Raw genomic sequence first — 13,177 nt, 5'->3', positions numbered from 1 at the left:
GTCTCATTCCGGGCACCGCCCGAAGTCGCGCAACCCCGATTCTGTCAGGCCCGCGGCCGGGGCGTGTCGTCACAGTCGGGCCGGGGCGTGGCGAGCTCAGCCTGCGCCGTGTTCGGCGGCCTCCGAGAGCAGGGCGAAAACGGCGCCCTGGTTGTCGGCGACGACGGCGATCCGCCCGTAGGGCGTGTCGAAGGGGTCGGCGGTGACGCGGCCCCCGAGCCGCTTGACGGTCTCCACGGAGCGGTCGCAGTCGGGGACGGCGAAGTAGGCGAGGAAGTGCGCGGGCATGACCTCCGGGAAGGCGTCGGTGATCAGGCTGCGCCCCAGGACGGCCGTCTCGGCGCCGGGCGCGCTGCCGGGCGGCGACCAGAGCCGGTACTCGACGCCGCTGCCGTCGTCGTCCTGGTCCTCGGGGACGTAGCCGAAGACGTTGGCGTAGAAGACGTCGACGGCGTCGCGGGCGCGGGTGTAGACCTCGGCCCAGCAGTACGTGAACGGCTCGCCGTGGGCCTCGAAGCCGTGGTGGGTGCCGGGCTGCCACAGGCCGAAGACGGCCCCGCCCGGGTCGGCGGCGAGGGCGGCGGTGCCGTAGGGGCCGACCGGCTGGGGGTCCATGACCAGCTGGCCGCCGGAGGCGCGGATGCGGGCGGCGCAGGCGTAGGCGTCGGAGGTGTGGAGGTAGATCCCCCAGACGGTGGGCATGCGGCCGTCGGGTTTGGGGGCGAGGGCGGCGACGTTGCGGCCGTTGCTGTAGGCCTGGGTGTAGTGGCCGTACTCGGCGCCCGCGCTGTCGCCGAAGGTCCACCCGAAGAGCTCGCCGTAGAAGCGCTTGCCGGCCTCGACGTCGGGAAGCGAGGCGTCCACCCAGCAGGGTGTGCCTTCCGCGAATGCGGCCATTGCCCGTTTCCTTCCGCTCCGATCCCCCTGCGGCCATGATCCGCCCGAGGGCTTGTCCACAGCCTGTTGACAAGACTAATCGGGGGATAACCAACTGAACCGGGCGGGTCCCCTCACGTGGGGTGACCGGTCTGATTCCGGCCGGAAACGGCCGCCCGCGCGGGCTTCCGCCCAGCTCGGACGGCAGGTAACCCCATTTGCAGGCGGCCGAATCGCGCGCAGATCACCCCTCGGTAAGCTGACGGCATGACAGGACAAGTACGCACCGTCGACGGCCGCGTTGCCGGCCGGCGCGGTCAGGCGACGCGGCAGAAGCTGCTCGACTGCCTCGGCGAGATGCTCAGCTCCTCGCCGTACCGCGACGTCAAGGTCATCGACGTCGCCCGCAAGGCCGGCACCTCCCCCGCGACCTTCTACCAGTACTTCCCGGACGTCGAGGGCGCCGTCCTGGAGATCGCCGAGCAAATGGCCACCGAGGGCGCGCAGTTGACCTCGCTGGTCGAGGGCCGCAGCTGGGTCGGCAAGGCCGGCTGGGCGGCCGCCGAGGAGCTCGTCGAGGGCTTCCTGGACTTCTGGCGCCGCAACGACGCGATCCTGCGCGTGGTCGACCTCGGCGCGGCCGAGGGCGACAAGCGCTTCTACAAGATCCGCATGAAGATCCTGAACTCGGTCACCAACTCCCTTACGGAGTCGATGAAGGAGCTCCAGGCGAAGGGCAAGGTCGACAAGGACCTCAGCCCGGCGGCGATGGCGGGCTCGCTGGTGGCGATGCTGGCCGCGGTCGCCTCGCACCAGAAGGGCTTCCAGACCTGGGGCGTCAAGCAGGCCGAGCTCAAGCCGAACCTGGCGCTGCTGGTGCACCTGGGCATCACCGGCAAGAAGCCGACCCGGTAGCGGCGGACCCCTCCGGGTCCGCCGTCCCCCGGCCCTTCGTCAGCGGCGCTCCAGGCGGAACAGCCTGATCTCGCGCTCGATGCGCGCCTGGTACGTCGCGTACGGCGGCCAGAACCTCAGCACGGCCCGCCACACGGCCGCCCGCTCCCCGCCCGCCAGCAGCCGCGCCCGCACCGCCACCTCCCGCCCCTTCCAGCTGACCGACGCGTCCGGGTTCGCGATCAGGTTGGCGGTCCACGCCGGGTGTCCGGGCCGCCCGAAGTTGGACCCGATCAACACCCACCCGTCCCCGTCCGGCATGCACGCGAGCGGCGTACGCCGGGGCTGCCCGCTCTTGGCGCCCTTGGCGGTCAGGATCACCCCGGGCAGCATCTGCGCGCTCAGGATGACCTTGCCCCGCGTGATCCGGTGGACGGCCTTGTCCAGGGCGGGCACCACGTGGGGAGCGATCTTGGCGAACAGCGGTGTCGAGGAGACCCGCTGCATGAACCGCACGCCGATCATCGGACCGCCTCCCGGAAGAGCCCCGCGACCTGCGCGGCCCGCCCCCGCAGCCGGTGCACCGGCCCGAAGAGCAGCTCGTCGCCGGCCGCCCGCTTGAAGTACAGATGGGCCTCGTGCTCCCAGGTGAAGCCGATGCCCCCGTGCAGCTGGATCGCCTCCCCCGAGGTCAGCCGCAGCGCCTCCAGGGCCTGCGCCAGCGCCAGGGCGCCCTGCTCGGGGTCCCATGCGGCGTAGTACGCCGCCGACCGGGCCGCCTGCACCTGTACGTACAGATCGGCGAGCCGGTGCTTGAGGGCCTGGAACGACCCCACGGCCCGCCCGAACTGCTCCCGCGCCCCGACGTACTCCACCGTCCGGTCGAGCACGGCCCCGGCCGCCCCCACGGCCTCCGCGGCCAGCATGGCCGCAGCCCCCTGCCCCACCCGCCCCAACAGGGGAAGAACACCCTCCCCGTCCCCCAGCAACTCACCCTCCACATCCCGCAGTTGCACCACACCCTGCGGCCGGGTCTCATCGACCCCCACCCGCCTCGCCCGCACCACACCCCGCGCATCCCCCCGTACGAGGAACAGCAGGATCCGGCTCCGGGCGAACCCCCCGGCGTGCGCGGCCACGACCAGCAGCGAGGCGCTGTGCCCGTCGAGTACCTGCGCCACCTCCCCGTACAGCCGCCAGCGCCCGCCGTCGACCGGCCGCGCCTGCACCCCGCCGGCCCGCCCGCCCCCGGCCCACTCCCCGCCGTTGTCCCCGGTCAGCCCCAGCGCGGCCCCCAGAACGGCCCCCGGCACGGCCAGGGCGGCCGTCAGCCCGCCCGCAGCGATCCGCGGCAGCACCTCGGACCGCTGCCGCCCACTCCCCAGCCCACCGACCAGCGGTGCGACCAGCCCGGCGGTGGCGAACAGCGGCGAGGGCAGCAGCGCCCGCCCCGCCTCCTCGCACACCAGCGCCAGGTCGCCCATCCCGCACCCCACGCCCCCGTACTCCGCGGCAATGGCGATGCCGGGCAGCCCGAGCTGCCGCGACAGCACCCCCCACAGCTCCCGGTCGTACCCGGCCCCGGTCCGCACGGCGGCCTTCACTTCATCCGGCCCACAGCGCTTGCCCAGGATCTCGCGCAGTGCGCGGCGCATCCCGTCCTGCTCCTCAGTAAAGGCGGCATCCATCGTGGCGGCTCCTCCCGAACCTGACGGCCCGTCATATTAGGACCACCACCCGGAGATGCCCAGACGCCCCGCGCCCTAGAATCTGACACCCCATCAGCTATACCGTTCGCCCATGCCCGGACCCCTGAGCCAGCCCGTCCCCACCGCCCCCCGCCGCCGCGTCGCGGTGGTCGGCGTCGCCCTCTCGGACTGCGGCCGCGTCGACGGCCCCACCCCGTACGCCCTGCACGCCCAGGCGGCCCGCCGCGCCCTCGCCGACTCCGGCCTGGACCGCAGCGTCATCGACGGCTTCGCCTCCGCGGGCCTCGGCACCCTCGCCCCGATCGAGGTCGCCGAATACCTGGGCCTGCGCCCCACCTGGGTCGACTCCACCTCCGTCGGCGGCTCCACCTGGGAGGTCATGGCGGCCCACGCGGCCGACGCGATCGCGGCCGGCCACGCCAACGCCGTCCTGCTGGTCTACGGCTCCACGGCGCGCGCCGACATCAAGGCCCGCCGCCGCACCTCGAACCTCTCCTTCGGCGCCCGCGGCCCCCTCCAGTACGAGGTCCCGTACGGCCACACGCTGATCGCCAAGTACGCCATGGCCGCCCGCCGCCACATGCACCAGTACGGCACCACGCTCGACCAGCTCGCCGCCATCGCGGTCCAGGCCCGCGCGAACGCCGCCACCAACCCCGACGCCATGTTCCGCGACCCGCTCACCGTCGACGACGTCCTCTCCTCCGAGATGATCGCCGACCCCTTCACGAAGCTGCACTGCTGCATCCGCTCCGACGGCGGCTGCGCGGTCCTCCTCGCCGCCGCCGACTACGTCCCCGACACCGCCAAGACCCCCGTCTGGATCCTGGGCTCGGGCACATCGGCTTCCCACACCACCATGTCGGAATGGGAGGACTTCACGATCTCCCCGGCAGCGACGTCATCCCGCCAGGCCTTCGCCCGCGCCGCCCTGACCCCTGCCGACATCGACATAGCCGAGCTCTACGACGCCTTCACGTACATGACCCTGGTCACCCTCGAGGACCTCGGCTTCTGCGCCAAGGGCGAGGGCGGCCCCTTCGCGGACAAGGGCCGCCTCCTCTCCACCGGAGACCTCCCGGTCAACACCGACGGCGGCGGCCTCTCCGCCTGCCACCCCGGCATGCGCGGCCTCTTCCTCCTGGTGGAAGCGGTCCGCCAACTCCGCGGCGAACGCGGCGCAGGCCAGGTCACCAAGCCCGACGGCACCCTCCCCCGCACGGCCATAGCCTCCGGCACGGGCGGCTGGTTCTGCTCCTCGGGCACCCTCATCCTGGCCCGCGACTGATCGTCCCCTTCGAACAACCGCTCCCCGGCTGCCAGACTCACGGATCATGACGAACAGCGGACTGTGGGTCGGCATCCTCACTGCACTGACCGCGCTCGGAGCCAGCTACATCACCGCGAGGGCGACCTCACGGGCGGCGCTGGCACAAGCCCGGACCACCACCCTGGCCCAGGCCCTCCGCGAGCAGCGCGACCGGCGTCGATCCGCCTATCGGGAGATGATGAGCTGCGCGCACGCGTTCAACGAGGTGGTGTGGCAGATCGACGACGCTGACGCAGCGCCCACCCCCGAGAGCAGGGACGCCGTCCTGACGCAGATGTACGAGCGCCTCGCTCCGGCCCTCGGCAACATGAACAAGGCGACCAACGAGGTCCGCCTCGACGGCCCCGTCAAGGTCTCCGACGCAGCCGAGCAGGTACGGCAGTTGGCGCGCCGCGTGCAGCCCCGGCTCAAGGCGCTCATCGGCGACAACGGGCCCGAGCAGAGACGCACGTACGACGCGGCGTACATGGATTTCCGACAGGCGTACGTCACGTTCATAGGACTGGCGAGAGAGGCATTGGAGGTCAAGAACAACGAAGTATGACCCCCCGGACCACAACGAGCCCAACACCAACCGGCAGCCGCCAACCGGCAGCCGCAAGCCGCAAGCCGCAAGCCGCCAACCCGCAGCCGCCACCCACACGACGACCACGTAGCGATCGAAGGCGCCCGCAGCCCACCCGTCGGCTCCCTGATGCCGGCGCCTGTGGAGCATGCCCCCGTCCCGTTCCTTCGGGGGCTTCCCGGCAGTCCTTGTCTTTCCGGGGCGGGCCGGTGGGTCAAGGGTGGCCGAAGGCCATCGCGAAGCGACGCGACGACGAAGGAGGAGTGCCCTTGAGGCACCGGCCCGAACCGGAGAGACACTGGGACTGACGGGAAACCCCCGCACCTCCCGCTCCGGCCGGGCCACAGCGGGAGCCCCCACCCCACCGCCTAGCCTGACGCCATGGCCGGTGACAGCGACACCTCATCCCCCTCTCCCGACTCATCCCCCTCCCCCGACTCACCCCACTCCCCCGACTCCTTCCACGCGACCCTCCACTCCCTGAAGGTGTGGGACACCCAGCTCCCCGCCTTCGACCCCGACGCCGCCCCCTCCGCCCCGCTCCCCCTGTTCCGGGAGTGGTTCACGCACGCCGCCGCGGCCGGGCAGGTCGAGCCGCACACGATGAGCCTGGCCACCGTGGACTCCGACGGGCGCCCCGACGTCCGCATCCTGATGCTGCACGACGCCGACGCCCGCGGCTGGCACTTCGCCTCGCACGCCACCAGCTCCAAGGGCCGCCAGCTCGCCGCGCACCCGGATGCCGCACTCGTCTTCTACTGGCCGGCCGTGGCCCGCCAGGTCCGCATCCGCGGCCGGGTCACCGCCTGCGGCCCGAAGGAGAGCCGGGCGGACCTGGCGGTCCGCTCACGGGGCGCCCTCGCAGCGGCGCTCACCGGCCGGCAGAGCGAGGTACTGAACTCGCCCCAGGAACTGGCCGAGGCCTCGGCGGCCGCATGGGAGCGGGCCGGCGCAGAGCCGGACGCGCCGGCCCCGACTTGGACCCGGTACGTACTGGACCCCGCCGAGGTGGAGTTCTTCCAGGGCGACGCCGCCCGCCGCCACATCCGCCTGCGCTACACCCGCACCCCGAACACCACAACCACCTGGACCCGCGAGCTGCTCTGGCCGTAGGCGGCCCTCGCAGAGAGCAGAAAACGCCAACGACCCACGCCCGCAACCAGTTTGAAGCTGGACACACACCAACCCACTGATCAAGGATGCCCCGCAGGCGCCACAACTCACCCACCCACTCACTCACCCACTCACGCACTCACCCACTCACCCACTCACCCACTCACCCACTCACCCGGAGGTCTCCATGCCCGTGCAGGACAAGCCGATGACGCCCGGCGGCCGGATCTGGCTGATCACCGGCGCCTCGTCCGGCTTCGGCCGCACCCTCGCCGACGCAGCACTGGCGGCCGGCGACACCGTCGTCGCCGCCGTACGCCGGCCCGACGCCCTCGCGGAGCACGCCGCCGCGCACCCCGGGCGGCTGGTACCCGTGGCCCTGGACGTGGCGGACACGGCCTCGGCAGCCACGGTGGTGGCCGAGGTCGTCGAACGCTTCGGCCGGATCGACGTCCTGGTCAACAACGCGGGCCGGGGCCTGGTCGGCGCGGTCGAGGAGACCTCGGACGCCGAACTGCGCGACCTGATGGACCTGCACTTCTTCGGCCCGGCCGCCCTCATCCGGGCCGTACTGCCGCACATGCGGGCGCAGAAGTCCGGGGCCGTGGTGCAGATGAGCAGCATGGGCGGGCGGCTGTCGTTCCCCGGCGTGGGCGCGTACTCGGCGACGAAGTTCGCCCTGGAGGGCCTGACCGAGGCCCTGGCCGGCGAGGTCGCCCCGCACGGCATCACCTGCCTGATCGTCGAACCGGGCGCCTTCCGCACCGGGTTCGCCGGGCCCGGCGCCCTGCAGAGCACCGCCACGGCCCTGCCCGCGTACGAGGACACCGTCGGCGCGGTCCGCACGGGCCTGCCGGACTCCGACGGCGCCCAGCCCGGCGACCCCGTCAAGGCCGCCGCAGCGATCCTGGCCGCCCTGGACGCCGAGCAGACCCCGCTGCGCCTGGCCCTGGGCCACGACGCCGTGGACGCCATCCGCGCGCACGCAACCGCATCCAGCGCCGAGCTGGACGCCTGGGAGGCGGTCGGCCGCGCCACCACCTTCGAGGCCTGACACCCAACGGGCACGACACCCCGGACCGGCGGCGGGGCCGGTTCGGGGCCGCAGAAGCGGAGCCACAGGCACGAAACCAGAGGCACGAAACCAGAGGCACGGACCCGAAACCTAGAAGACCCCGGGCCGAAAGACCGCCACCCAGACCCCCTCCGCAGCCTCCCGGAACGCCACCTCCAGCGGCATGCCGACGCGCAGACCGCCCGCCTCGCAGTCCACGACCTCGGTCATCATCCGCGGCCCCTCGGCCAGGTCGACCACGGCCGCCGTGTACGGAACCCTCGCCCCGAAGGGCGGCAGGTCGTTGCGGTGGATCACCGACCACGTGTAGAGCACAGCACGGCCACTGGCCTGCTCCCAGACGACCTGCTCCTCCCCGGCCCAGCAGAACGGGCAGAACTCCCGCGGGTAGTGGTGCGCCCGCCCGCACGCCCCGCACCGCCGCACCAGCAGCCGCCCCTCGGCGGCCGCATCCCAGTAGGCCCGGCTGAACTCATCCACGTCCGGCAGATCAAACCGAACATTCAGCCCACCCTGCGCACCCAGCCCAGCCCGCGCACCCTGCCCACTCAAAGGAACACCCCCCACAACGCATCAAGCGACCAGACCTGCCAGCCCACCCCCACGAAGCAGACAAACGCGACGAGCATCATCATCGCGTTCTGCCCCTGCTCGGCCCAGTCGTGGATCATCAGCACCAGGTAGAGCAGGTTCAGCAGCAGCCCGCCCACCAGCGCGATCGGCGTCAGGAAGCCCAGCACCAGCCCCAACCCCAACGCGAGCTCCGCGTAGACGACGACGTACGCCACCATCCGCGGCCGCGGCTGGACCACGGACTCGAAGCCCCGCTTGACCACCGGCCAGCGGTGCTTGCCCGCGATGTCGGCGGCCCAGGCGATACCGGTGCCGCGCTCGAACCAGCCCTTCTTGTCCTTGTGCCGCCAGCTCTCCAGCCACCACAGGCCGAGGCCTATCCGCAGCACGGCGAGCCACTCGGCCCCACTGAGCCAGATGGTCTGCATTGACCCCTCCTGCCCTGCCACTCAATCTGACGGTACGTCAGTTGAGCGGACGCGCGGCCATCCCGCAAGACCCCCGTGACCGATCCGCAATCGATTCCCTCCTTGTCCGAGACCCATCAACGCTGTGTGTCGATACGCTCACTCTTCATGCCCGGAGTCCCCACAGCCCCAGACATGACCACCCAGCCCCGCCCCGTCTACGTGATCGGCGCCGGGCCCGGCGGCCTGGCCGCGGCCGCCGCACTGCGCGCCCGCGGAGTAAGGGCGGTGGTCGTGGAGAAGTCCGACACCGTCGGAGCCTCCTGGCGCAGCCACTACGACCGCCTCCACCTGCACACCACCCGCCGCCTCTCGGCCCTCCCCGGGCTGCCCATCCCGCGCCGCTTCGGCCGCTGGGTCTCCCGCGACAACGTGGTGCGCTACCTGGAGAAGTACGCCGAGTTCCACGAACTGGAGATCGTCACGGGCGTGGAGGTGACCTGCATCGAGCGGGCCCCCGAACCCCCCGCCGAGACCGGGTCCGAAACCGACCCCGCACCCACCACCAAGCCGAAGAAGAAGCAGCAGCAGCAGACGAAGAAGCGGACCAAGAAGCACCACTCCCCCGACCCCGGCTGGCTCCTCCACGCCACCGGAGGCCGCGTCCTCGCTGCCCAGGCCGTGGTGGTCGCCACGGGCTTCAACCACACCCCGGCAGTGCCCGACTGGCCCGGCCTCGACACGTACAGCGGCCAACTCCTCCACGCCCGCGACTACCGCAACCCCACCCCCTTCAAGGGCAAGGACGTCCTGGTCGTCGGCGCAGGCAACACCGGCGCCGAAATAGCCGCGGACCTGGCGAGCAGCACCACCCCCACCCCCATCTCCACGGACGGCAGCCCGGACGGCACCCCCACCACCCCCCGCATCCGCCTGGCCATCCGCACCACCCCCCACGTCGTGCGCCGCTCCACCCTCGGCTGGCCGGCCCAGCGCACCGGGATCCTGGTGCGGCGGCTGCCCGTGCGGCTCGTGGACCGGTTGGGCGCGCTCTCCGCGAAGGCGTCGGTCCCGGACCTGGCGGCGTACGGGCTCCCCCGCCCCACCACCGGCCTGTACAGCAGGGTCAAGGAGGGGGCGATCCCCGTCCAGGACGTCGGCCTCATCGACGCGGTCCGCTCGGGCAGGGTCGAGCCGGTCGCCGCCGTCGCCGGCTTCGACGGCGACGAGGTGATCCTCGCGGACGGCTCGCGCATCACCCCGGACGCGGTGATAGCGGCCACCGGCTACCGGCGCGCCCTGGAAGGCCTGGTCGGACACCTGGACGGCGTCCTCGACGAGCGCGGCCGCCCCCGCACGCACGGCGCCCGCGCACTGCCCCAAGCCCCCGGCCTGTACTTCACCGGCTTCACCAACCCCATCAGCGGCATGTTCCGCGAGATGGCCCTGGACGCGGAGAAGATCGCCCGGGCACTGTCCCGCCGCCTCGGCTCCCGCACCCAGCGCGACCGCGACGAGTCCCTCCCGTACACGGACCTCCCCCCGGTCGACCCGCTCGCCTAGGAACAGTCCGGCCGGCAGACCTGGCCGCAGTCGTGCACGACTGAACGCGACAGACAACCCGACCCGTCCCGACCCAACCTCACTAGGATCGCGGCGTGTTCGAATACCACGGCTGGATCACGGTCCGGGAGACGGCAGCTGCCGACGACGACGAGGTCCGACTGCGACAGATCGTCGATGGGCTTCGGCTGCGCATCGCCCAGCTGGCCAGCCCTTACCTCCTCGACCTCCGGTGGATGAACGGCGAGCCGTTCATCCACCTGGGAGGCCATTCCAATCACCGCTCGTCGCCCGATGTCGTCGGCCTGTTCGAGCATGTGGCAGCGGTGGCTCCCGGTTCCTACGGACTCCTCCACATACGCGATGACGAGGACCCGGGCCACGAGAACGAGCTACGCGTACTCAGGCTCGCCCGCGGCACGGTCACTCAGCACACCGAGGCGCTGCTGTCTCCATGCATCCCGACACTGGAAGACCCCTAGGCACCCTCCCCCAGGCACCCTCCCCCAGGCGCGCCGCCCCAGGCGCCCTCCCCACCTCCCGGGCGGCGCCACCCGACCGAAATCCCCCCTGGACCCACCCCACCCCGTCTGCCACCGTTCCACACATCACCTCCACCACCCTCCACCACCCTCCACCACCCTCCACCGCCCTCCACCGCCCTCCACCACCTTTCCCGCGCAGCACTGTTCCTGACGCCGCGTCAGTTCAGTAATCTGAATCTGACTACACGTCAGTAATTGGCTTGAAGTTCATCGAGCAGGAGCGGGCGAAGCGATGCTTGGATCTACTCACGGCACCCTCACCACCGACTTCCGCGCACGCGTCGAGGCCTGCGGAGAGACCCCCAGGACGGCCGTCCACTCCACGGCCGCGCCCTCCCCGGACGACGCGGTCGCCCTGGACGTCAGCGGACGGCCGCTGCACGCCGACGTACCGGACCTGGACCGCTTCTTCCGGCCGGAGTCCGTGGCCGTCATCGGCGCCTCCGATACCGAAGGCAGGCCCAATACCGGGATCACCCGCCAGCTCATCACCTGGGCAGAGCGCGTAGGGGCCCGCGTCCACCCCGTGCACCCCACCCGCCCCACCGTCTTCGGGCTGCCGTGCCACGCCTCCGTGGCCGCGCTGGCCGCGCAGCACGGGCAGGTGGACCTCGCGGTCCTGCTCGTGGCGGACCCGCTCCCCCTCATCGACGAGCTCGCCGAGGCCAAGGTGAAGTACGCCGTGGCCTTCGCCTCCGGCTTCGCCGAGACCGGCGCCGACGGCGCCGCCGCCCAGGCGCGGCTCGCCTCGGCGGTCCGGCGATCGGGCCTTCGCCTCCTCGGCCCGAACACCAACCTCAACGCCTTCTCCGAGTTCCGGGACGACCTCGACGGCCCGGCCATCGCGCTGATCACCCAGTCCGGCCACCAGGGCCGGCCCGTCTACACCCTCCAGGAGCTCGGCGTCCGGCTCTCCCACTGGGCTCCCACGGGCAACGAGGCCGACCTCGAGACCTCCGACTTCATCTCCTACTTCGCCGAGCAGCCCGAGGTCGGCGCGATCGCCTGCTACGTCGAGGGCCTCAAGGACGGCCGGTCCTTCCTCCTCGCTGCCGACCGGGCCGCCCGCAACGGCGTCCCGGTGGTCGCGGTCAAGGTCGGCCGGACCGAGGCCGGCGCCCGCACCGCCGCCTCCCACACCGGCAAGCTCACCGGCGCGGACACCGTCGTGGACGCCGCGATGCGCCAGTTCGGCGTCATCCGCGTCGACGGCCTCGACGAGCTCCAGGACACCGCGGCCCTCCTCGCCCGGGCCCGCAGGCCGCAGGCCGACGGGGTCGTCGTCTACTCGATCTCCGGCGGTACCGGCGCCCACTTCTCCGACCTCGCCACCGAGGCCGGGCTCCACCTGCCCACGCTCTCCCGGGCCAAGCAGGACGAGCTGCACCAGTGGATACCGGAGTACCTGAACGTCGCCAACCCCGTCGACAACGGCGGTCACCCGGTCGGCGACTGGCGCGGCCGGAAGATCATCGACGCGATCCTCGCCGACCCGTCCGTCGGCGTGCTGATCTGCCCGATCACCGGGCCCTTCCCGCCCATGAGCGACCGGCTCGCCCAGGACCTCGTGGACGCGGCCGAGCAGACCGACAAGCTGATCTGCGTGATCTGGGGCTCCCCCGTCGGGACCGAGGAGGCCTACCGCACCACCCTGCTCGGCTCCTCCCGGGTGGCGACCTTCCGCACCTTCGGCAACTGCATCACCGCCGTGCGCGCCTACCTCCACCACCAACGCTTCACCGCCGGCTACCGCTCCCCCTTCGCCGACGCCCCGCGGACCCCGTCCCCCTCGTACCGCAAGGCGCAGGCGCTGATGCGCCCGGGCCAGCAGCTCAGCGAGCACGCGGCGAAGCAGCTGCTGCGGGCCTACGGGATCCGGGTGCCGCGGGAGCAGCTGGTGACGAGCGCGGCGGCGGCGGTCCGCGCGGCCGGCCTGGTCGGCTACCCGGTGGTGATGAAGGCCTCGGGCCCGCAGCTCGCGCACAAGACGGAACTGGGCCTGGTGAAGATCGGCCTGACCTCGGCGAGCCAGATCCGCGACGCCTACCGGGAGCTGACGGACATCGCCCGCTACGAGAACGTGCCGCTGGACGGGATCCTGGTCTGCCAGATGGTGGAGCGGGGCGTCGAGATGGTCGTCGGCGTCACGCAGGACGAGCTGTTCGGCCCGACCGTGACGGTCGGGCTGGGCGGGGTCCTGGTGGAGGTGCTGCACGACGCGGCGGTACGGGTTCCGCCGTTCGGCGAGGACCAGGCCCGGGCGATGCTTGCCGAACTGCGCGGCCGGGCCCTGCTGGACGGGGTCCGGGGAGCGCCCCCGGCCGATGTCGACGCGCTGGTCGAGGTGGTCCTGCGGGTGCAGCGGATGGCGCTGGAGCTCGGCGGCGTCCTGTCCGAGCTGGACATCAACCCGCTGATGGTCCTCCCGCGCGGGCAGGGCGCGGTGGCCCTGGACGCCCTGGCCATCTGCCGGTGACGCTGCGCGGCCGGACCCGTACCCCGGCCGGGTCTCGGCCCCCGGCCGGGT

General features: G+C 72.2%; 13 protein-coding genes. 8 read left to right on the top strand and 5 right to left on the bottom strand.

The features are described 5' to 3' along the window. Positions 1 to 96: 96 nt before the first annotated feature. On the bottom strand, positions 97 to 897 hold the full coding sequence (locus AB0F11_RS03730; protein ID WP_362167981.1) for a VOC family protein: 801 nt from the start codon (positions 895 to 897) through the stop codon (positions 97 to 99). A 246-nt stretch (positions 898 to 1,143) separates the two neighbouring features. Between AB0F11_RS03730 and AB0F11_RS03725 the strand changes: the two genes are divergently transcribed. Further along, the gene (locus tag AB0F11_RS03725; RefSeq protein ID WP_362167977.1) at positions 1,144 to 1,791 is read left to right on the top strand and encodes a TetR family transcriptional regulator; all 648 of its coding nucleotides are present in this window, start codon (positions 1,144 to 1,146) and stop codon (positions 1,789 to 1,791) included. Between the two features lie 39 nt (positions 1,792 to 1,830). On the opposite strand, the gene AB0F11_RS03720 is transcribed toward AB0F11_RS03725, so the two are convergent. Beyond that, entirely contained in the window at positions 1,831 to 2,295 is a 465-nt protein-coding gene (locus tag AB0F11_RS03720; RefSeq protein ID WP_362167974.1) for a nitroreductase family deazaflavin-dependent oxidoreductase, read from the bottom strand. After that, positions 2,292 to 3,458 carry an acyl-CoA dehydrogenase family protein gene (locus AB0F11_RS03715; protein WP_362167971.1) on the bottom strand — a complete coding sequence of 389 codons (1,167 nt, stop codon included), beginning with the start codon at positions 3,456 to 3,458 and terminating at the stop codon, positions 2,292 to 2,294. The genes AB0F11_RS03720 and AB0F11_RS03715 overlap by 4 nt, the downstream gene beginning before the upstream one ends. A gap of 112 nt (positions 3,459 to 3,570) precedes the next feature. On the opposite strand from AB0F11_RS03715, the gene AB0F11_RS03710 reads away from it, so the two are divergent. The 4 genes from AB0F11_RS03710 to AB0F11_RS03695 all read left to right on the top strand — a co-directional run bounded on the left by AB0F11_RS03710 (position 3,571) and on the right by AB0F11_RS03695 (position 7,541). Further along, complete coding sequence (locus tag AB0F11_RS03710; protein WP_362167969.1) at positions 3,571 to 4,767, top strand: acetyl-CoA acetyltransferase; 1,197 nt, start codon at positions 3,571 to 3,573, stop codon at positions 4,765 to 4,767. Positions 4,768 to 4,813: 46 nt separating this feature from the next. After that, positions 4,814 to 5,353, top strand: coding sequence for a hypothetical protein (locus AB0F11_RS03705; RefSeq protein ID WP_362167968.1), 540 nt, complete (start codon positions 4,814 to 4,816; stop codon positions 5,351 to 5,353). Between the two features lie 402 nt (positions 5,354 to 5,755). Further along, positions 5,756 to 6,487 carry a pyridoxal 5'-phosphate synthase gene (locus tag AB0F11_RS03700; protein ID WP_362167965.1) on the top strand — a complete coding sequence of 244 codons (732 nt, stop codon included), beginning with the start codon at positions 5,756 to 5,758 and terminating at the stop codon, positions 6,485 to 6,487. 187 nt (positions 6,488 to 6,674) lie between these two features. Beyond that, on the top strand, positions 6,675 to 7,541 hold the full coding sequence (locus AB0F11_RS03695; RefSeq protein WP_362167962.1) for an oxidoreductase: 867 nt from the start codon (positions 6,675 to 6,677) through the stop codon (positions 7,539 to 7,541). Between the two features lie 111 nt (positions 7,542 to 7,652). Here the strand turns inward: AB0F11_RS03695 and AB0F11_RS03690 are convergent, their stop codons facing one another. Together AB0F11_RS03690 and AB0F11_RS03685 are read right to left on the bottom strand one after the other, a co-directional pair. Next, positions 7,653 to 8,087, bottom strand: a complete 435-nt coding sequence (locus tag AB0F11_RS03690; protein WP_362168196.1) for a Zn-ribbon domain-containing OB-fold protein — start codon at positions 8,085 to 8,087, stop codon at positions 7,653 to 7,655. Positions 8,088 to 8,110: 23 nt separating this feature from the next. Further along, positions 8,111 to 8,563, bottom strand: a complete 453-nt coding sequence (locus AB0F11_RS03685; protein ID WP_362167960.1) for a DoxX family membrane protein — start codon at positions 8,561 to 8,563, stop codon at positions 8,111 to 8,113. Between the two features lie 174 nt (positions 8,564 to 8,737). Here AB0F11_RS03685 and AB0F11_RS03680 point away from each other — a divergent pair, with 174 nt between their 5' ends. The 3 genes from AB0F11_RS03680 to AB0F11_RS03670 all read left to right on the top strand — a co-directional run bounded on the left by AB0F11_RS03680 (position 8,738) and on the right by AB0F11_RS03670 (position 13,126). Then, the gene (locus AB0F11_RS03680; RefSeq protein WP_362167958.1) at positions 8,738 to 10,105 is read left to right on the top strand and encodes an NAD(P)-binding domain-containing protein; all 1,368 of its coding nucleotides are present in this window, start codon (positions 8,738 to 8,740) and stop codon (positions 10,103 to 10,105) included. Positions 10,106 to 10,200: 95 nt separating this feature from the next. Next, the gene (locus tag AB0F11_RS03675) at positions 10,201 to 10,587 is read left to right on the top strand and encodes an Imm7 family immunity protein (protein ID WP_362167956.1); all 387 of its coding nucleotides are present in this window, start codon (positions 10,201 to 10,203) and stop codon (positions 10,585 to 10,587) included. A gap of 295 nt (positions 10,588 to 10,882) precedes the next feature. Next, positions 10,883 to 13,126 (top strand): acetate--CoA ligase family protein, encoded by a 2,244-nt coding sequence (locus tag AB0F11_RS03670; protein WP_362167955.1) that lies wholly within the window; start codon positions 10,883 to 10,885, stop codon positions 13,124 to 13,126. Positions 13,127 to 13,177: the final 51 nt, after the last annotated feature.

The sequence above is a fragment of the Streptomyces sp. NPDC032472 genome (assembly GCF_040636955.1).
Classification (GTDB): Bacteria; Actinomycetota; Actinomycetes; order Streptomycetales; family Streptomycetaceae; genus Streptomyces.
The sequence above is the reverse complement of the archived record's forward strand: the minus strand, read 5'-3'. Positions and strand labels throughout refer to the sequence as shown.

What these genes read in the sequence shown, in the direction of transcription:
- AB0F11_RS03730 (WP_362167981.1), bottom strand. Translation starts at nt 897, where the DNA reads ATGGCCGCATTCGCGGAAGGCACACCCTGCTGGGTGGACGCCTCGCTT.
- AB0F11_RS03725 (WP_362167977.1), top strand. Translation starts at nt 1,144, where the DNA reads ATGACAGGACAAGTACGCACCGTCGACGGCCGCGTTGCCGGCCGGCGC.
- AB0F11_RS03720 (WP_362167974.1), bottom strand. Translation starts at nt 2,295, where the DNA reads ATGATCGGCGTGCGGTTCATGCAGCGGGTCTCCTCGACACCGCTGTTC.
- AB0F11_RS03715 (WP_362167971.1), bottom strand. Translation starts at nt 3,458, where the DNA reads ATGGATGCCGCCTTTACTGAGGAGCAGGACGGGATGCGCCGCGCACTG.
- AB0F11_RS03710 (WP_362167969.1), top strand. Translation starts at nt 3,571, where the DNA reads ATGCCCGGACCCCTGAGCCAGCCCGTCCCCACCGCCCCCCGCCGCCGC.
- AB0F11_RS03705 (WP_362167968.1), top strand. Translation starts at nt 4,814, where the DNA reads ATGACGAACAGCGGACTGTGGGTCGGCATCCTCACTGCACTGACCGCG.
- AB0F11_RS03700 (WP_362167965.1), top strand. Translation starts at nt 5,756, where the DNA reads ATGGCCGGTGACAGCGACACCTCATCCCCCTCTCCCGACTCATCCCCC.
- AB0F11_RS03695 (WP_362167962.1), top strand. Translation starts at nt 6,675, where the DNA reads ATGCCCGTGCAGGACAAGCCGATGACGCCCGGCGGCCGGATCTGGCTG.
- AB0F11_RS03685 (WP_362167960.1), bottom strand. Translation starts at nt 8,563, where the DNA reads ATGCAGACCATCTGGCTCAGTGGGGCCGAGTGGCTCGCCGTGCTGCGG.
- AB0F11_RS03680 (WP_362167958.1), top strand. Translation starts at nt 8,738, where the DNA reads ATGACCACCCAGCCCCGCCCCGTCTACGTGATCGGCGCCGGGCCCGGC.
- AB0F11_RS03670 (WP_362167955.1), top strand. Translation starts at nt 10,883, where the DNA reads ATGCTTGGATCTACTCACGGCACCCTCACCACCGACTTCCGCGCACGC.